General features: G+C 72.3%; 16 protein-coding genes. 7 read left to right on the forward strand and 9 right to left on the reverse strand.

The window, feature by feature from the left end; translation table 11 throughout:
• Nucleotides 1-42: 42 nt before the first annotated feature.
• From ABD709_RS09650 to ABD709_RS09660, 3 genes are all read right to left on the reverse strand, one after another.
• Nucleotides 43-1314 carry a hypothetical protein gene (locus ABD709_RS09650; protein WP_344774732.1) on the reverse strand — a complete coding sequence of 424 codons (1272 nt, stop codon included), beginning with the start codon at nt 1312-1314 and terminating at the stop codon, nt 43-45.
• Nucleotides 1315-1415: 101 nt separating this feature from the next.
• A complete protein-coding gene (locus ABD709_RS09655; RefSeq protein WP_344774734.1) occupies nt 1416-3776 on the reverse strand; it encodes an MMPL family transporter in 2361 nt (786 codons plus the stop codon).
• A gap of 174 nt (nt 3777-3950) precedes the next feature.
• On the reverse strand, nt 3951-4988 hold the full coding sequence (locus tag ABD709_RS09660; protein WP_344774736.1) for an LLM class F420-dependent oxidoreductase: 1038 nt from the start codon (nt 4986-4988) through the stop codon (nt 3951-3953).
• A gap of 56 nt (nt 4989-5044) precedes the next feature.
• Between ABD709_RS09660 and npdG the strand changes: the two genes are divergently transcribed.
• Complete coding sequence (gene npdG / locus ABD709_RS09665) at nt 5045-5725, forward strand: NADPH-dependent F420 reductase (RefSeq protein ID WP_344774738.1); 681 nt, start codon at nt 5045-5047, stop codon at nt 5723-5725.
• Here npdG and ABD709_RS09670 read toward each other — a convergent pair.
• The 5 genes from ABD709_RS09670 to ABD709_RS09690 form a co-directional block, all read right to left on the reverse strand.
• Nucleotides 5706-6740, reverse strand: a complete 1035-nt coding sequence (locus ABD709_RS09670; RefSeq protein WP_344774740.1) for a hypothetical protein — start codon at nt 6738-6740, stop codon at nt 5706-5708. The genes npdG and ABD709_RS09670 overlap by 20 nt on opposite strands.
• On the reverse strand, nt 6733-7248 hold the full coding sequence (locus ABD709_RS09675; RefSeq protein ID WP_344774741.1) for a SigE family RNA polymerase sigma factor: 516 nt from the start codon (nt 7246-7248) through the stop codon (nt 6733-6735). The genes ABD709_RS09670 and ABD709_RS09675 overlap by 8 nt, the downstream gene beginning before the upstream one ends.
• An 83-nt stretch (nt 7249-7331) precedes the next feature.
• A complete protein-coding gene (locus tag ABD709_RS09680; RefSeq protein WP_344774743.1) occupies nt 7332-7874 on the reverse strand; it encodes a YbaK/EbsC family protein in 543 nt (180 codons plus the stop codon).
• A 4-nt stretch (nt 7875-7878) separates the two neighbouring features.
• On the reverse strand, nt 7879-8145 hold the full coding sequence (locus ABD709_RS09685; RefSeq protein ID WP_344774745.1) for a hypothetical protein: 267 nt from the start codon (nt 8143-8145) through the stop codon (nt 7879-7881).
• Nucleotides 8145-9332, reverse strand: coding sequence for a PspC domain-containing protein (locus tag ABD709_RS09690; protein WP_344774747.1), 1188 nt, complete (start codon nt 9330-9332; stop codon nt 8145-8147). The genes ABD709_RS09685 and ABD709_RS09690 overlap by 1 nt, the downstream gene beginning before the upstream one ends.
• A 144-nt stretch (nt 9333-9476) precedes the next feature.
• Between ABD709_RS09690 and ABD709_RS09695 the strand changes: the two genes are divergently transcribed.
• Genes ABD709_RS09695 through pcrA form a run of 5 tightly spaced genes read left to right on the forward strand, consistent with a single transcriptional unit; the run spans nt 9477 to nt 15250 of the window.
• On the forward strand, nt 9477-10790 hold the full coding sequence (locus ABD709_RS09695; protein ID WP_344774749.1) for an ATP-binding protein: 1314 nt from the start codon (nt 9477-9479) through the stop codon (nt 10788-10790).
• A gap of 37 nt (nt 10791-10827) precedes the next feature.
• On the forward strand, nt 10828-11445 hold the full coding sequence (locus ABD709_RS09700; protein ID WP_425575097.1) for a LuxR C-terminal-related transcriptional regulator: 618 nt from the start codon (nt 10828-10830) through the stop codon (nt 11443-11445).
• Nucleotides 11446-11469: 24 nt separating this feature from the next.
• Nucleotides 11470-12348 carry a M15 family metallopeptidase gene (locus tag ABD709_RS09705; RefSeq protein ID WP_344774753.1) on the forward strand — a complete coding sequence of 293 codons (879 nt, stop codon included), beginning with the start codon at nt 11470-11472 and terminating at the stop codon, nt 12346-12348.
• Between the two features lie 41 nt (nt 12349-12389).
• On the forward strand, nt 12390-12752 hold the full coding sequence (locus ABD709_RS09710; RefSeq protein ID WP_344774755.1) for a hypothetical protein: 363 nt from the start codon (nt 12390-12392) through the stop codon (nt 12750-12752).
• A 32-nt stretch (nt 12753-12784) separates the two neighbouring features.
• Complete coding sequence (gene pcrA, locus ABD709_RS09715) at nt 12785-15250, forward strand: DNA helicase PcrA (protein WP_344774757.1); 2466 nt, start codon at nt 12785-12787, stop codon at nt 15248-15250.
• Between the two features lie 117 nt (nt 15251-15367).
• On the opposite strand, the gene ABD709_RS09720 is transcribed toward pcrA, so the two are convergent.
• Nucleotides 15368-16435, reverse strand: coding sequence for a M23 family metallopeptidase (locus tag ABD709_RS09720; RefSeq protein ID WP_344774759.1), 1068 nt, complete (start codon nt 16433-16435; stop codon nt 15368-15370).
• Nucleotides 16436-16761: 326 nt separating this feature from the next.
• On the opposite strand from ABD709_RS09720, the gene sucC reads away from it, so the two are divergent.
• The gene (gene sucC / locus ABD709_RS09725; protein WP_344774761.1) at nt 16762-17928 is read left to right on the forward strand and encodes an ADP-forming succinate--CoA ligase subunit beta; all 1167 of its coding nucleotides are present in this window, start codon (nt 16762-16764) and stop codon (nt 17926-17928) included.
• The last annotated feature ends 12 nt before the right edge of the window (nt 17929-17940 follow it).

Here is a 17940-nt window from a genome sequence, read left to right on the forward strand (position 1 = left end):
TACTTGCCGGCTGGAACGCGTTCCCGGTGGCCCGAAGTGCGGTCAGTTCGGGAGGACGGCGGTCAGGTCGCCGACCGACGCGGTGAAGTGCTCGTGCCAGCCGGCGAACGCCGACCAGGTGACCAGCACGCCGCGGCCGCCGTACGCCGCGTGCACCGTGTGCGAGCACTCGCCGCTCACCGACATGCAGCTGCCGCCGTTCTGGCTGAGCGTGAACGTGATCGGGGCGTTGTCGGCGAAGCCTTCGTAGTGGAGGTCCCAGCAGGCGGGGTCGGTGCACTGGGCGTCGTCGCTCGTCGTCCACCAGATCCGGGCCGGCTCGGAGGTGCCGCAGACCCGGTGCTTCGCGGTACGCGTGGTGCCCCAGGCGTACTCGGCCACGGTCCGCGCGACGACGCAGCCCTTGCGGCCACCGGCCCCGGTGTCGAGCCGGTACGTCGCCCCGTGCAGTCGCTGGGACGCGGCGTCCGGGGCCTTGACCAGGAGCGCGACGTCGGCGTCCGGGACGTCGGGCCGGTCGAACCGGAACAGCACCGACCGGTAGCCCGGCTTCGCCGCGCCGTCGGGGGCGGCAGGGTCGGTCGCGTAGCAGTCGTCGAGCGCCGAGACGGTGTCGTCCCGGTCCCGGTCGGTGTCGGCCGGAGAGGCGAGGTCGAGGGTGTCCGCCGCGAGGTACGCCGACAGCGTGGACCGGTCGATCTGCTCGAGGCAGGACGGGTCGCCGACGCCGAGGGTGTCGCCGAGCGCGCTGGCCCAGTCGTCGGCGCAGTCGAGGACGTCCTCGACGTAGGTGGTGGCGGTGCCGGTCGGCCAGGTGCCGACGTAGTCCCAGCCGTCGCCGTCGCGACTGATCACGCCCTCGGTCTCGAGGTCGCCGGAGCGGGTCTCGTGGAGGAGCTCGTCGGTCGCGCAGCGCTTCTCCTCGGCGTCGGCCCAGTCCGGGCCCTCGACGTGCTCAGCGATCGCGGCCGCCGCCTCCTTGTCCGCCGCGCTGAGCGGGCCGATCCCGAGCCGCCCGGTCGCGTAGAGCCAGCCGGTCACGGCGAGTCCCGCGACCAGGACGACGGCGAGCACGATCGGCACCACGATCAGCCACGGCGACCGGCGCCGTCGCGGCGGCGGGTGCGCCGGTCCGCCGGGCGGCCAGCCGGGCGGCGGCCCCGACGGCGGTGGCGGCAGGTGGCCGTAGCCGGGCGGCGGTCCCGCGGGCGGAGGCGGCAGCTGGCCGGCCGATGGCCAGGCCGGCGGCGGGGGCGGCGGTGCGGGCGGCTGGGCCGCCGGTCGCGTCGTCTCGTCCCGAGATTCGTCCACCACGTCCGACCGTCCTTGTCCCGACGGGCCGTCCCGTCCGGCCCGAGCAGGAGGAGTTTAAGTGCTGCGCACCGCACTCCCGCCCGGACCGGACGATCGCCGGGTCAGACCCCGGCGGGGAGCTTCTTCTCCTCGGGCTCGCCCGGGAGCTCCGGCTCCTTGCCGGAGTCGAGCTTGCTCGGCCACCAGATCTTCGAGCCCAGGTCGAGGTTGAGCGCCGTCACCAGCACCGACCGCACGATCATCGTGTCGAGAAGGACACCCAGCGCCACGGCGGTGCCGAGCTCGGCAAGGAACACCAGCGGCAGGGTGCCGAGCACCATGAAGGTCGCCGCGAGGACGAGCCCGGCCGAGGTGATCACGCCACCGGTGGAGGACAGCGCGATCAGCGAGCCCTCCCGGGTGCCCTTGGTCGCCGACTCCTCACGGACCCGGGTCATCAGGAAGATGTTGTAGTCGATGCCCAGGGCCACGAGGAACACGAACGAGAACAGCGGGAATCCTGGATCGGACCCGGCGAAGTCGAACACGTACTTGAAGATCAGCGCCGACAGCCCGAGCGCTGCGCCGAACGACAGCACGACCGTCGCGATCAGGACCAGCGGTGCCACGATCGCCCGCAGCAGCGCGAGCAGGATGAGGAACACCACCAGCAGGACCATGGGGATGATCAGCTTGTTGTCGTGGTCCGACGCGATCTTCGTGTCGACGTAGAACCCGGAGTTGCCCCCGACCAGCGCGTCGGCGCCGGCGATCCCGTGCACGGCCGCGCGGGTCTCGCGAACGATGTCGGCCGCCTCGGTCGATGCTCCGTCGGCATTGATGGTCGCCTCGAAGTAGGAGCGGCCGTCGCCGATCGGGGTCGCCTGCGTCGGCTGCCCGAGCCCGTCGATGCCGGAGATCGCGTCCTCGACCGAGCTGATCTTGTCGGTGTTCGCGACGACCTGCGCGGTGTTGGAGCTGTCCACGAGACCGTGGGCGGCGAGCACCTTCTGGCCCTTGATCGAGTCGAACTCCTTCGTGTAGCTGTCCTCGGTCGACAGGCCTGCCGTGTTGAGCGCGAACAGGCCCAGGCACGCGAGGGCGAGCGCCGCAGCGGTGACCGTCCACACCGTCCGCGGGTGCGGTGCGATCCGCGCGCCGACCTTGGCCCAGAGCCCGCTGCTGGTGGGCTCGTCCGAGCCGAAGTCGGGACGGCTGTGCACCCGGGTCCAGGTCTCGATGCCGACCTGGAGCAGGACGAGGAGGCCGATGATCGCCGCGAAGCCGCCGACGCCCATGAGGACGGCGCCGAGTGCCTTGAGGCCGTCGTTGTCGGTGCCGCCGAGCACGCCGCCCAGGACCGCGGCGACGACGCCGCCGCCGAGCATGGACCCGCCGGTGACGACCCAGCGGCGGTGGTCCTCGCGCCGCGGCCCGAAGACCCAGCGGCCGAAGATCACCAGCAGGGCGGGCAGCAGGGTGACCATGACCAGGAAGGTCACGCCGACCCCGATCGCGATCACCGGGCCGAGGCCGGCGGTGGAGTTGAGCTCGGCGAAGACCAGGCAGAGCATGCCGATCACCACGGTGGACGCGCTGGCCAGGATCGCCGGGGCGGCGCGGTGCAGCGCGTAGGCCATCGCCTCGTGCCGGTCCTCGTGCCGGCGCAGCTCCTCGCGATATCTCGCGACGAGCAGCAGCGCGTAGTCGGTGCCGGCGCCGATGATGATGATGCTGAGGATCGCCTGGCTCTGGCCGTTGACCGTCAGGTCGGCGTACTTCGCCAGCAGGTAGACCACGCCGGTGGCGATGCCGTTGGCGATGACGACGCTGAGGATCGGCAGCATCCACAGCACGGCGCTGCGGTAGGTGAAGAGCAGGATCACGATGACGACGAGCAGCGCGATCATGATCAGGCTGGTGTCGATGCCCTTGAACGACTTGGCCGCGTCGTCGGCCTGCCCGCCGTAGCCGGCGAGGTGCACGGTGACGCCGTCGATCTTCGCGATGTCGCGGACCTCGTCGGCGGCGTCGGGGATCGAGTTCCACCCGTCGGTGCCGAAGTTGAAGGTGAAGGAGACGTAGGCGACCTCGCCGTCGTCGGAGAGCAGCTGGACCGGGAGGTGCTGCTGCTGGGCGATCGTGGGCGTCAGCACGCCCTTGTCGGTGACCCCGTCGATCTTGGCGATCTGCAGGGCCTGCTCGTTGATCTGCTTCAGGTCGTCGGGGGTGAGCTTCCCGCCGCCGTCCTTGTCGTAGACGACGAGGGTCGGGATGTCGTTGGGGTCCACGGTCTTGGAGAGCTGGTTGAGCACCTCGGTCGACTCGGCGGACTGCGGGAGCCAGGACGAGGCCTGGTTGTCCTGGACGTCGGCGAGCTTCCCGCCGAGCGGGAACAGGCCGAAGCCGACCAGGATGACGATCGCAGCCACGATCCACTTGGTGTAGGGGCCGGTCAGCTTGCCGGCGATCTGGCGGTGCATGTTCGGAACTCTCCCATCGGGCACGGACATCGGCATCGGGGTTTTGCCGGATCCGACCCTGAGCACGCCCCGGATTCATCGAAGGTTTACCCGGAGTGGCACAGGAACGGCCCGGCCTCCCGCCATACGACGGTCGACCGGGCCTCTTCGTGACATCGGAGTGCCCAGAAAGTTCTAGGACACCCACTCCTTGACCTGGGCGATGGTCGCCGCCGGGTCCTCGGACGCGGGCGAGACCGACAGGTTGGTGACGCCGGCCTCGCGGAAGGCGGCGATCCGCTCCTGGACGTACGACGCCGGCCCGACCAGGTTCCCGGCCTCCAGCCACTCCAGCGGGACCAGGGCCTCGGCCTCCTTCTTCTTGCCCGACAGGTAGAGGTCCTGGATCTCGGCGGCCTCCTTCTCGAAGCCGTACTCGCAGGCGAGCTGGTTGTAGAAGTTCTTGCCCTTGGCGCCCATGCCGCCGACGTACAGCGCGTAGATCGGGCGCATGAAGTCGAGGAACGCCTTGGTCTCGGGGCCCTCGCCGATGGCCACCATGCCGCCGGCACTGATCTGGAGGGGACCGAGGTCGGCCGAGCGCTTCGCGAGGCCCTTGTCGAGCGCCTCGCCCCAGACTCCGCGCGCCTTCTCGGGGTAGAAGAGGAACGGCAGCCAGCCGTCCGCGATCTCGGCGGTCATCGCGACGTTCTTGTCGCCGAGCGCCGCGACCCAGATCGGGAGGTCGGCGCGCTCGGGCTTGTTGAGCAGCTTGAGCGGCTTGCCGAGGCCGAGGCCCTGGTCGGAGGGCAACGGGAGGGTGAAGTCGCGGCCGGCGTACTCCAGCGGCTCCCGGCGCAGCCCCATCCGCAAGATCTCGATCATCTCGCGGGTCCGGCCGAGCGGGCGCTCGTAGGGCATGCCGTGGAAGCCCTCGATCACCTGCGGGCCGGAGGCGCCGAGGCCGAGCACCGCGCGCCCGCCGGAGACGTTGTCGAGGCCCGCGGCCGTCTGCAGCATCGCCCCGGGGGTGCGGGAGTAGACGTTGAGGATCCCGGCGCCGATCTCGACCGTCTCGGTCTTGGCGGCGAGGTAGCCCATCAGGGTGGGGGCGTCGAAGCCGTACGGCTCGGCGACCCAGATAGTGTCCAGTCCGGCCTTCTCGAGGGCGGCGACCTGGTCGGCGGACTCCCGGGGATTCCCGGCGTAGACGAGCGGCATCGACAGCTTCATGGGGCCAACACTGACAGTGTTACTGTCACAATCGCAACGCTTCCAGAGGATGAGTGATGACGGACACGAAGTACACGGTCGCGGTGATCGGCGGCACCGGCCCGCAGGGCAAGGGGCTGGGCTACCGGTTCGCGAAGGGCGGCCACGACGTCGTTCTCGGCTCGCGGGCGGCCGAGAAGGCCGAGACGGTGGCCGAGGAGGTCGTCGAGCGGCTCGGGGGCGCCGACGGTGCCGGCCGGGTCGGTGGCGCCGCCAACCCGGACGCGGTGGCCGGGTGCGACGTCGTGCTCCTGGCGGTCCCGTACGACGGTCACGACGAGCTGGTGGCCTCGCTCCCGCTGGCCGGGAAGACCGTCATCTCCTGCGTGAACCCGCTGGCCTTCGACAAGCGCGGCGCGCACGGCAAGGTCATCGACGGCGGTGAGGGGTCGGCGGCCGAGTCCGCCCAGCGGCTCGCGCCCGAGGCGACCGTGGTCGGCGCGTTCCACAACGTGTCGGCGGTCGGCCTGTGGGAGGACGCCGAGTACCTCGACGAGGACGTGATCGTCGTCGGCGACGTGGTGGAGGCCAAGGAGGTCGCGATGGACCTCGCGGCGTCGGTCACCGGCCGGCGGGGCATCGACGGCGGCAAGCTCCGGCTCGCCCGTCAGCTCGAGCCGTTCACCGCGGTGCTGATCTCGATCAACCGGAAGTACAAGGTGCACTCGGGGCTGCGGATCACCGGCCTGGAGCACTGAGGGCGTCGAGGACCTGCTGCGCCCCGGGCCCGGGCGTCCAGGTCTGGTCGCCCTCGATCATGAAGCCGTGGCACGCGCCCTGGAGGATCATCCGGTCGCCCCAGGAGGTGACCGCGACGATCTTGGACCGGTTGGCGCAGACGTGCAGCACGCCCGACGACCCGGAGCTGCTCGACGAACCGGTGTTCTCGGCCATGTCGGCCACCAGCACCTGCAGCTGGTCGGACGGGATCGGGACACCGACGTCCTCGCCCCGGCAGTAGACGGCCTGGGTGATGTCGGCCGTCACGGCGACGGGTGAGGCGACGGTGCTGGCGCAGGACAGGTCGTCGACGGTGCCGGACCCGGCCAGGGGCGTGCTGGTCTCGCGCTGGCCGCGCAGCACCTTGACGAACGCCTGCCAGGCGACGGTCGCGTCGGAGCGGTAGCCGCTGCCGACGACGAGCTCGCGGCAGCCGTAGAGCCTGCCGGACACCACGAAGGTGGATCCGTCGGCGTACCCGAACGAGAGCCGGTAGCCCGGACCGTAGTCCTCGGGGCAGACCTCCGGCGGGTCGCTCTTCCGCAGCCCGTTGATCTCGTCCACGATCGTGCTGACGCTGTTCACCAGCGCGTCGGAGGGCACGTCGAACGAGGTCCCCTCGCCCTGGCAGAGCCGGACCGACGTGGCGTCCTCCGGCACCGCGTCCGGCTGGCCGGGACGGGGCTGGTCGAGCGGGTCCTGCTGCCCAGGGACCGGCCGGGGGGCGGGCGGGCACGGCGGGGCGTCGTACGTCGACCGCGTGTCGGTGGCCTTGGCCGGCCCCGCAGCGGGACTGTCCGGGTTGCGCTGGAAGGCGAGAGCCGTGCCGGCGACCACCACGGCAACCGCCGCGGCGCCGGCGAGCGTCGCGGCGGTCGCGCGCCGTCGTGACCGCGCGGCCCGGTTGCGTGCGGCGCCGGCGCGCTCGGGTGCGTTCGGGGCCTCGGGTACGGCGTCCGCGAGCCCCTCGCGCAGCCACTGCTCGTCAGTCATCGTCGTTCTCCTCTCGCAGGCGGGGAGAGGTGCGGAGCGCGGCGAGCGCGCGGGACGTCTGGCTCTTCACGGTGCCGACGGTGACCCCGAGGACGTCGGCCGTCTCGGCCTCGGTGAGGTCCTCGAAGTACCGCAGCACCACCACCGCCCGCTGCCCCCTCGGGAGCGTGGCGAGGGCGGCGACCAGGTCGCGGCGGGTGTCGCTGTCCGGCTGGCCGCCGGCCTGCTCGGGCAGCTCGCCCGTCGGCCGTTCGCCGCGCCACTTGCGCCGCCACCAGGCGGCGTACGTGGTGAACAGCACCCGCCGCACGTACGGCTCGAACCCCTCCGGGCCGACCCGCGTCCAGGCGCGCCAGCTCTTCGCGAGCGCCGTCTGCACCAGGTCCTCCGCGAGCTGGTGGTCGCAGGTGAGCAGCCACGCCGAGCGCCACAGGGCATCGCCCCGCGCCGCGACGAACGCGTCGAACCCGGCCGCCGCGTCGTGCCCGGCAGCCGGTCGCTCACTCACCACAGCGTCCATCCCACTCCTCTCACCCTCTAGAAGCGGCCAGGCCCCCGCAATGGTTGTCGCCCGTCCGGCGCAGCGACGGCTCAGCCGGCGAGACCGTCGACGACCTCGGCGCCGGGGAGGTCGAGGAAGGCGGGACCGGGGACCAGCAGCTTGGAGCGGCGCACGCCGGAGCCGATGACGGCGACGTCGATCTCGGGGACGCGGGCGTCGACGAGGAGGCGCCAGCCGCCGGGCAGGCCGACGGGGGTGATGCCGCCGTACTCCATCCCGGACTCGCCGACGGCCCGGTCCATCGGCATGAACGACGGCTTGCGGACGTCGAGCAGCCGCTTCACGGTGTGGTTGACGTCGGCCCGGGTGTCGGCGCGGACCAGGCAGGCGGCGATCCGCTCCTCGCCCTCACGCTTGCCGGCGACGAGGACGCAGTTGGCGCCCGCGGCCATCGGCACGTCGTAGGCCTCGCTCATCGCGGCGGTGTCCGCGAGGTCCGGGTCGATCTCGACGACCGCGACGCCGGCCGCCGACGGCCAGCCGCGCAGCGCCTCGGCGACGGACGGCGCCAGCAGCTCGGGGTGGTCGAGGGCGGGCAGCGAGGTGAGGCCGGGCAGGCGGGCGAGGTCCACCCGATCAGTCTGCCCGGTCGGTACGCCGATCCGCGGCCGGGAACCGGCCGCGCAGCGTCGTGGCGGCCAGCCCGACCGCGCCGGCGACCAGCCAGGGGAGCGGCAGCAGCCAGTGCGCGTCCCGCAGGTCGACCAGGTCCAGGCCGGCGACGAGCAGCCACACGACCGACAGCCCGAGGAAGGCCGTGCCCATCACCAGGTGACCGATGCTGATCCGGTGGAAGCCTGTGGTGGGCGGCGTGCTCTCGCCGTGCGTCTCGAGCTCGGCCATCACGCGGCCTCCTTCTCCGTCTCGACCTGGATCTGTCCGAACCGCAGGTCGGCGTGGATCGTCAGCTGCGGGGTGTCCGCGCCGGAGCCACCGTCGTAGGACCGGTCGGCCGAGCCGCTCACCCGGTCGCCGAACAGGACGGTCTCGCCGCCGGCTCCGATGGTCGCCCGCACCGCGACGTCCAACCCCTCGTCGGGCACGATCACGGTCAGCTGCCCGACCGAGGCGTCGACGTCGAGGGTCCGGCCGTCCAACGCGTCGGGGTCCGTGATGTCGGTCAGGTCCACGACGACCTGTCCGATGTCGCGGTGGTAGTGGTCGTGGAGCTCCGCGGCCGAGTCCGGCTTCGCGTCGGTCTGGCCGATGTCGAAGCCATCGGCCACCGAGGTGACCAGGGTCGCGAACGCCGCCAGCAGGCCGACCAGGATCAGGCCGCCGGCACGGCCCCAGAACGCACCGAGCACGAGGAACGCGCCGCAGGTGGCCAGGACGGCCGCGGGGTACGCCGACGGCGGCAGGTCGGCGCCGGCGAGGTCGATCGTGGCGAGCACGCCGAGGGCCAGCAGGGCGACCGTGAACGCCAGCCCGAACAGGATCGGCCCCCGGCGGCGCGGGTCGCGGCGCGGAGCGGGCGACGGCGGCTGGTAGCCGGCGTACGTCGCCCCGTCCGTCCCGGTGGCGGTGGGCGGCGGCACCGGCACCTGGTAGCCGTCGTGCCAGCTGCGCCGCCGCTGGCGGCCGAGCAGCACCACGATCACGATCACGCCGACGACCGGCAGCGGCCACGGGAAGTGGGTGCCGCCGAACATCTCGCCCACCAGGGACAGTGCGGTGAGGACGCCGACCACGGCGAGCGCCACGGAGCGGCTGCGGTCGTCCATCCGGACCACGGCGTCGCCGGAGTCGTCCGGGACGATCAGCCACGCGACGCCGTACAGCAGGATGCCGCCGCCACCGAAGAGGACCAGGACGACGAGCGCCACCCGGACCACGAGCGGGTCGATGTCGAGGTGCCGCGCGATGCCACCGCCGACGCCCGCGATCTTGCGGTCGGTCAGGCTGCGCCGGATCCGGCCCAGCTCCCGCATCTCCTCCCAGGGCACCCGCGGGCCGTCGGAGGACGGCGGAGGCGGGGGCGGGGGTGGCGGAGGGGCGGTCGCGCTGCCGCCCGGCGGGGTGGTGGTCATGTCATCCAATGTGGGGTGTCCGAGGGCTCCGCACCATCGGGGAGTCCCCTGATCCTCGCGCATCGGACACGGGTTCGGATCCGGGTCCGCTCAGGGTCGTTCCCGCTGCTCGCGGCGGTTGCGCTGTGTGACGATGGAGGCACCATGAGCAGCAGTCCGACCGCACCCGTAGCGCCGTCCGCGCAGGCCGTCCCGCCTCCGCCGCCGGTCGCCGGGCGGCGGGACGTGCGCCGCGCCTACCGCGACCTGGACGGCCAGGTCGTCGGGGGCGTGGCGTCGGGGCTGGCGACGCACCTCGGCCTCCCCGTCCTGTGGATCCGGCTGGCCTTCGTGCTCGGCGCGGTGTTCGGCGGCGCCGGGATCGCGTTCTACGCGGCCCTGTGGGTGCTGCTGCCCGTGGGCGCGCAGTTCGACCAGCAGGCGCCCGGCATCGAGAGCGCCACCCGCGGCGGCCGTCGACCCGGCCGGATCCGCCGGCTCGGCGACGTCGGGCCGGTGATCGCGCTCGGCGCGGTCGCGATCGGCCTGGTGTTCGCGTTCGAGGCGGTCTTCGGCCGGGGCGCGCTGGTGTGGCCGGTGGTGATCGGCGTCGCCGGCGTGGCGCTGCTCTGGCGGCAGGCCGACGAGGCGCAGCGCGAGCGCTGGCTGGACGCGTCCGGTCGGGTGGACCCGGCCCGGGTCGTGCTGGGCCGCGGCGGCTGGGCGGCGTACGCCCGGCTCGGTGCGGGTCTCTCCCTGATGGTGCTGGCGCTGGTGCTCTTCTCGCTGCGCGGCGGCTCGCTGTCGCTGGCGCGCGACGTCACCATCGCGGTGCTGCTCGGGATCGCCGGCATCGCGATCGTGGTGGGGCCCTGGATCTACCGGCTGACGGCCGAGCTCGCCGACGAGCGCACCGAACGCGTGCGCACCCAGGAGCGCGCCGACGTCGCCGCCCACCTCCACGACTCGGTCCTGCAGACGCTCGCCCTCATCCAGAAGAACCCGGCCGACGCCGCGCGGCTCGCCCGCGCCCAGGAGCGCGACCTGCGCTCGTGGCTGTTCGCCGGGGATACCCTCGACGCCGCGACCGTCGCCGGCGCCCTGCGCCAGCAGGCGGCCGAGGTGGAGGACAAGTACGGCGTCATGGTCGACGTCGTGGCGGTCGGCGACGCCGACCTCGTGGAGGGCCTGCGGCCCGTCGTCGCGGCGACCCGGGAGGCGGTCACCAACGCCGCCAAGCACGCGGGGGTCCCGCGGGTCGACGTCTACGCCGAGATCACCGGCGATGCGGTCGACGTGTTCGTCCGGGACCGCGGCGCCGGCTTCGACCCGGACGCCACCCCCGAGGACCGGATGGGCGTGCGGGGCAGCATCATCGACCGCATGCAGCGGCACGGCGGGCGGGCCGAGATCCGGTCCGCCCAGGGGGAGGGCACCGAGGTCCGGCTGCACCTGGACCGGCCCGACGAGGAGGACTGACGTGGCAGTGCGAGTAGTGGTCGTCGACGACCACGCGATGTTTCGGCGCGGGGTGACCGCGGAGCTCGCCGGCACCGGTGCGGGCGTGGTCGAGGTCGCCGGCGAGGCCGAGGACGTCGACTCGGCGGTCGCCGCGATCACGCAGGCCCGGCCGGACGTCGTGCTGCTCGACGTGCACCTGCCCGGAGGCGGGGGCGCCGAGGTGATGCGACGGCTGGGTGCGACGCCCGGCGAGGCGCCGCGGTTCCTCGCGCTGTCGGTCAGCGACGCCGCCGAGGACGTCATCGGCACCATCCGTGGCGGCGCCCGCGGCTACGTCACCAAGACGATCACCGGCCCCGAGCTGGTCGACGCGATCACCCGGGTCGCCGAGGGCGACGCGGTCTTCTCGCCGCGCCTCGCCGGCTTCGTCCTCGACGCCTTCGCCGGCTCGATCGAGGTCGCCGAGGTCGACGAGGACCTCGACCGCCTCACCGAGCGCGAGCGCGAGGTGATGCGGCTGATCGCCCGCGGCTACTCCTACAAGGAGGTCGCCAAGGAGCTGTTCATCTCGATCAAGACGGTCGAGACCCACATGTCGTCGGTCCTCCGCAAGCTCCAGCTCTCCTCCCGCCACGAGCTGACCCGCTGGGCGAACGACCGCCGCCTCCTCTGACCGCGTCGAACCCTCACTTCGAGCATGTCGAACCGTCACTTCGAGCGCGTTGAACGCTCACTTGTGGTCGTCGTGCTCCTCGCGCTGCTCGCCGGCTGCGGGGACGACGGCGGTACGCCGACCGCCGGCCACCCCGGCACCAGCCACCACGGCACGGGCCACCAGCACCGGCACCCGACCTCGAGCCCCGGCCCGTCGTACTCCGACTGGGACGTCGGTGCCCAGCCGCTCCCGCTGCGCCCCGACGGCTACGGAGAGATCCGGCCCACGCCGGAGGCGCTCCGCGTGCGGCGCCTCCCGACCACCGACGTCCTGCCGCCGCCCGCGGACGGCCGGTTCCACGCCACCATCGGCCCGATCACGCCGGCGATCCGCGACCGGATGGGGAAGACCTGGTCGCCGGCGTGCCCGGTCGCGCTGGCCGACCTGTCCTACCTGACCCTCACCTTCCGCGGCTTCGACGGCGCCGCGCACACCGGCGAGCTCGTGGTCGCGGCGTCCGAAGCGCAGGGGGTGGTGTCGGTCTTCCGGACCCTGTTCGCGGCGGGCTTCCCGATCGAGGAGATGCGCCTGCCCACCACCGCCGACGTCGAGGCCACCCCGACGGGGGACGGCAACAACACCTCGGGACTGGTCTGCCGGGCCACGACCGGGGCCACGTCGTGGTCGGCGCACGCCTACGGTCTCGCGATCGACCTGGACCCGTTCGACAACCCCTACCACCGGGGGGACCTGGTGCTCCCCGAGCTCGCGTCGGCGTACCTCGACCGCGGCTGGATCCGGCCCGGGATGGTCGAGCCCGGCTCGGTCGCGGTCCGGGCCTTCGCGCGGATCGGCTGGTCGTGGGGCGGCGACTGGTCGAGCCTCAAGGACTACCAGCACTTCAGCGCGACGGGACGCTGACCATCCCCGGTTGCGGCCTCGCTCGCCCCTAGAGTGCGCCCATGGAGACCCTCCGGCTGGTGCTGCTGATCCTCCACATCCTCGGCTTCTCCGCCCTGATCGGCGGACTCCTCGCGCAGGTGGGCGCCGACCGCGACGAGCGGCGGATCACCGGGGTGATGCGCGACGGCATCGGCACGGCCTTCGTCGCTGGCCTGGCCCTGGTCGGGGTGCTGGAGGCGGGGGACGACCCGGTGAACCACGGCAAGATCGCCGTGAAGTTCGGCATCGCCCTGGTCCTGCTCGTCCTGGTGATGGCCAACGCCCGTCGTGAGCGGATCCCGTTCGGCCTCTGGCTCGGCCTGCTGGTGCTCGCCGTCGCCGACGTCTGCGTGGCCGTGCTCTGGTCGCCCGTGCATTCGTAGCCGTCGGACCCGCGCCGTAGGCTTGGTCCTCCATGAGTACGACGCCGCAGCTGCCCGGGTTCGAGGACCTCGCGCCCGCCGAGGAGCCCCGCACGACCCGCCGCGGGCCGACCGCCGAGGAGCTGCTCGAGGGCCTCAACCCGCCCCAGCGCGAGGCGGTCGTCCACGCCGGCCCACCGCTGCTCGTCGTCGCCGGCGCCGGCTCCGGGAAGACCCGGGTGCTGACCCGGCGGATCGCGTGGCTGATCTCCGAGCGCAAGGCACACCCCGGCTCGATCCTGGCGATCACCTTCACCAACAAGGCCGCGGCCGAGATGAAGGAACGCGTCGCCGAGCTGGTCGGGAACCGCGCGCGGATCATGTGGGTGAGCACCTTCCACTCCGCCTGCGTGCGGATCCTGCGCAAGGAGGTCGAGCACCTCGGCTACGAGCGAGTGAAGTCGAACTTCTCGATCTACGACGCCCAGGACCAGAAGCGCCTCGTCACGTTGGTCTGCAACGACCTCGACCTCGACCCGCGGCGGTTCCAGCCCGGCCCGGTGCTGCACTGGATCAGCGACCACAAGAACGAGCTGCGCGACCCCGAGGAGGTCGCGGCCGACGCCCGGAACTCGATCGAGGAGTCCTACGCGGCGGCGTACACCCTCTACCAGCGGCGGCTGCGGGAGGCGAACGCCTTCGACTTCGACGACCTGATCATGGAGACGGTGCGGCTGTTCCAGACCAAGCCGGACATCCGCGACACCTACCGCCGCCGGTTCCGCCACGTCCTCGTCGACGAGTACCAGGACACCAACCACGCCCAGTACTCCCTGGTCCACCAGCTCTGCGGCCAGGCCCTCGAGGAGACCGGGGAGGAGCGGTCCGAGGCGGCGGAGCTGATGGTCGTCGGCGACGCCGACCAGTCGATCTACGCCTTCCGCGGTGCCGACATCCGCAACATCCAGGACTTCGAGAAGGACTTCCCGGACGCGCGCACGATCCTGCTCGAGCAGAACTACCGCTCCACGCAGACGATCCTCACCGCCGCCAACGCGGTCATCGAGCGCAACCAGGGCCGAAAGGAGAAGCGGCTGTGGTCCGACGCCGGCGACGGCGAGCGGATCGTCGGCTACGTCGCCGACGACGAGCACGACGAGGCGCGGTTCGTCTCCGACGAGATCGACAAGCTCACCGACGGCGGCCTCAAGCCCGGTGACGTGGCGGTCTTCTACCGCACCAACGCGCAGTCCCGGGTGTTCGAGGAGATCTTCATCCGCACCGGACAGCCCTACAAGGTCGTCGGCGGCGTGCGGTTCTACGAGCGGCGCGAGGTCCGCGACGCGCTCGCCTACCTGCGGATGCTGGTCAACCCCGACGACCAGGTGTCGCTGCGCCGGATCCTCAACACTCCCAAGCGCGGGATCGGCGACCGCGCGGTCGAGTGCGTCAACGAGCTGGCGGTGCGCGAGGGCGTCACCTTCTGGGAGGCGCTCCAGCGCGCGGACGAGGCGCCCGGCCTCGCGACCCGCAGCCAGAAGAACATCGAGGACTTCGTCGCGATGGTCACCGAGCTGCAGTCGATGGTCGCGGGCGGGGAGCGCCCCGACGTCGTGCTGGAGACGGTGCTCGACCGGTCCGGCTACCTCGCCTCTCTCGAGGCGTCCGACGACCCGCAGGACGAGACCCGCGTCGAGAACCTCGGTGAGCTCGTCGCCGTCGCCCGCGAGTTCGCCGAGGACCCGGTGGCAGCGCCCTCCGCCGACCCCGCCGACGTCGACGCCGGGCTGGTCGAGCCGGGCCTCGCCGACTTCCTGGAGCGGGTCGCGCTGGTGGCCGATACCGACCAGATCCCCGACGCCCCGGCCGCCGACGACGGAGGCGAGCCCGGCCAGGTCGCCCAGGAGCAGGGCGTCGTGACGCTGATGACCCTGCACACAGCCAAGGGCCTGGAGTTCCCGGTCGTGTTCCTCACCGGCCTGGAGGACGGCGTCTTCCCGCACTCACGCTCGCTCGGTGACCGCCCCGAGCTCGAGGAGGAGCGCCGGCTGGCCTACGTCGGCATCACCCGGGCCCGCCAACGGCTCTACGTCTCCCGCGCCGTCGTCCGCTCCGCCTGGGGCGCGCCCGCCCACAACCCCGCCTCACGGTTCCTCGGCGAGCTGCCCGTCGACCTCGTCGACTGGCGTCGGACCGAGGCCGACCAGACCCGGTGGGCGCGGCCGACGTACGCCTCCTCCTCGGGGGAGTACGCCGGCCAGCGGCTCGGCGCCCCGACCGGTGCCGGCCGCCGCAACTTCTCCGCGGCCGCCGCCCGCGCCGACGCGGCCTCCAAGGCCAAGCAGGGCCGCCCGATCCCGGTCCTCGAGCCCGGCGACCGGGTCACCCACGACACCTTCGGCCTCGGAACCGTGATCTCGGTCGAGGGGCAGGCGGAGAAGTCGGTCGCCTCGATCGACTTCGGCACCGACGGCGTCAAGCGCCTGCTGCTCCGGTACGCACCGGTCGAGAAGCTCTAGCCGCGCAGGCGCTGCAGGTTTCCCAAGGGATGTAGGGACATCGGCGCGTCCCACGGCGTACAACCATGGGGAAGTGCAGGTTTCCCTACATACCTTGGGGAACCTGCAGGACGACGGCTACGGCTGAACGCCGTGGGCCACGAGGGCCTCGTAGGGGTCGACGGGGTCGCCGCCACCGGGGCGGACCTCGACGTGCACGTGCGGGCCGGTGGTGTTGCCGGTGGAGCCGACGTAGCCGATGACCTCGCCGATGGTGACCCGGTCGCCGACGGAGACGGCGAACTCGTTCTGGTGGCAGTACCAGATCTCGGTGCCGTCATCGAGGGTGACGATGGTCTGGTTGCCGTAGGCGCCCTCGTAGCCGACCGAGGTGACCGTGCCGTTGGCGATCGCGTGGATCGGCGTGCCGGTCGGGGCGGCGAAGTCGAGGCCGGTGTGGCAGTGCGACCAGAGGCCGGAGCAGTCACCGAAGCCGGCGGTCAGGTGGTAGGCGCCGGGCTCGACCGGGAGGCCCCAGGCGTTGAGCTTGATCTGGTGGGCCTCGCGCTCGGCCTGCTGGGCGAGCTGGCCGATGGCCTCGTTGCGCTGCGCGGCCTGGACCTCGGCCTCCTGGCTGAGGTCGGTGCCGGTGGCGTCGCCGAGCGCGTCGCGGTCGCTGTCGCGGCTGACGACCGGGCTGCGGCCGAGCGCGTCGTAGGTGCCGCTGCCGAACTGGCCGGTCGCCGCGTTCGGGATCGACATCCGCGGGCTGCTGGCCGCGAGCTGGGCGTCGCCGGCCGAGGTGACCACGCCGCCGATCGCGATGGCGAGGGTGGCGACACCGGCCAGCACGGGAACCGGCGGCAGCACCCGCAGGGCACCGCGGCGCGTCGGGGCCTTGACGGCCCGGCGCTTGCCCGGCTGCGCCGGGCGGAGGTCGGTGGTGGAGCGGATGGACGTCGAGAGGGTCGACAGGGTCGGCAGCTCGACGGTCGAGAGGAACGGCAGCGGCTCGGAGGTGGCGACGAGAGCCGGCGCGGTGTCCTCCGCCGGCCGCGCGGCGCGGCGCCCGACGTACGTCGACGGGGTTGCGCTGGTCGCCGACGGGGTACTACGACCTGCGATGCGGCGGCCGACGTACTCCTGGGGCCGGTGCTCGCTCCGCGGTGGGGTCGGTTCGCGACCCTCCGCTCGGTGGCTACCCATTCCTCAGTTACTCCCTGGCCGACTCGTCGTCTTCACGTAGTGCTCGTATGGCGCTGTCTCCCGCCCCCGCCTGGCGTGGTGCTGCCGGTCCCGAGTCGGCCCAGGTGCCAGGTGGACGCCCCATGACGTCCCGGTGAAACGCGCGTGCCGACCCTAACGGACCCGGCACACGAGCCGAAATCCTAGGGGTCGCGCCTGTGGAGGGCCAGCCCCCCGCTGCGTGTTAGCCAGGTCACGTCCGGTATGGGGGGCCTCGTCCTGCGCCGCGGCAGCGGACTAGGGTGCCCGAGGATGTGCCCCCCGCACTCGATGAAGAGGACGTTTCAGTGGACCTGATGGAGTACCAGGCGAAGGAGCTCTTCGCCAAGCACGGCGTGACCACCACGCTCGGCGTGGTCGTCGAGACCGCCGACGCCGCCAAGGAAGCGGCAGAGCAGCTGGGCGGCGTCACCGTCGTCAAGGCGCAGGTCAAGGCCGGTGGCCGCGGCAAGGCAGGCGGCGTGAAGCTCGCGAAGACGCCGGACGAGGCGTTCGAGCACGCCAGCAACATCCTCGGCATGGAGATCAAGGGTCTTCGCGTCAACCGGGTCCTCATCACGCCGGCGACCCCGCCGGAGGAGGAGTACTACTTCTCCTTCCTGCTGGACCGGTCGAACCGGCAGTACCTCTGCATCGCCTCGGTCGAGGGTGGTGTCGAGATCGAGGAGGTCGCGAAGACCAACCCCGACGCCGTCAAGAAGATCGCGATCGACCCCGGCAAGGGCGTCGACGCCGCGAAGGCGCGCGAGATCGCGACCGAGGCCGCGTTCCCCGAGCCGGTCTTCGAGCAGGCCGTGACCATGATCGAGGCCCTCTACAAGGTCTTCGTCGAGGAGGACGCGACCCTCGTCGAGGTCAACCCGCTGGCCCGGCTCGGCGGCGACAAGCTCGAGGCGCTCGACGGCAAGGTGTCGCTCGACGACAACGCCTCCGAGGTGCGCCACCCCGACCACGAGCAGTTCGTCATCCACGAGGAGGACGACCCGCTGGAGGCCAAGGCCAAGCAGCTCGGCCTCAACTACGTCAAGCTCGACGGCCAGGTCGGCATCATCGGCAACGGCGCGGGCCTGGTCATGTCGACCCTCGACGTCGTCGCGTACGCCGGCGAGAAGCACGGTGGCGTGAAGCCCGCCAACTTCCTCGACATCGGCGGCGGTGCGAACGCCGAGGTGATGGCCAACGGCCTCGACGTGATCCTCAACGACGCGCAGGTCAAGGCGGTCTTCGTCAACGTCTTCGGCGGCATCACCGCCTGCGACGAGGTCGCCAACGGCATCGTGGGCGCGCTCCGGATCCTGGGCGACGAGGCGAGCAAGCCACTGGTGGTCCGGCTCGACGGCAACAACGTCGACCTGGGCCGGCAGATCCTCGCCGAGGCGAACCACCCGCTGGTGACCCTCGCCGAGACCATGGACGGCGGGGCCGACAAGGCCGCCGAGCTCGCGAACGCCTGAGGCCGGGGAGAA

The sequence above is a fragment of the Nocardioides panacisoli genome (genome assembly GCF_039537325.1).
Lineage (GTDB): Bacteria > Actinomycetota > Actinomycetes > Propionibacteriales > Nocardioidaceae > Nocardioides > Nocardioides panacisoli.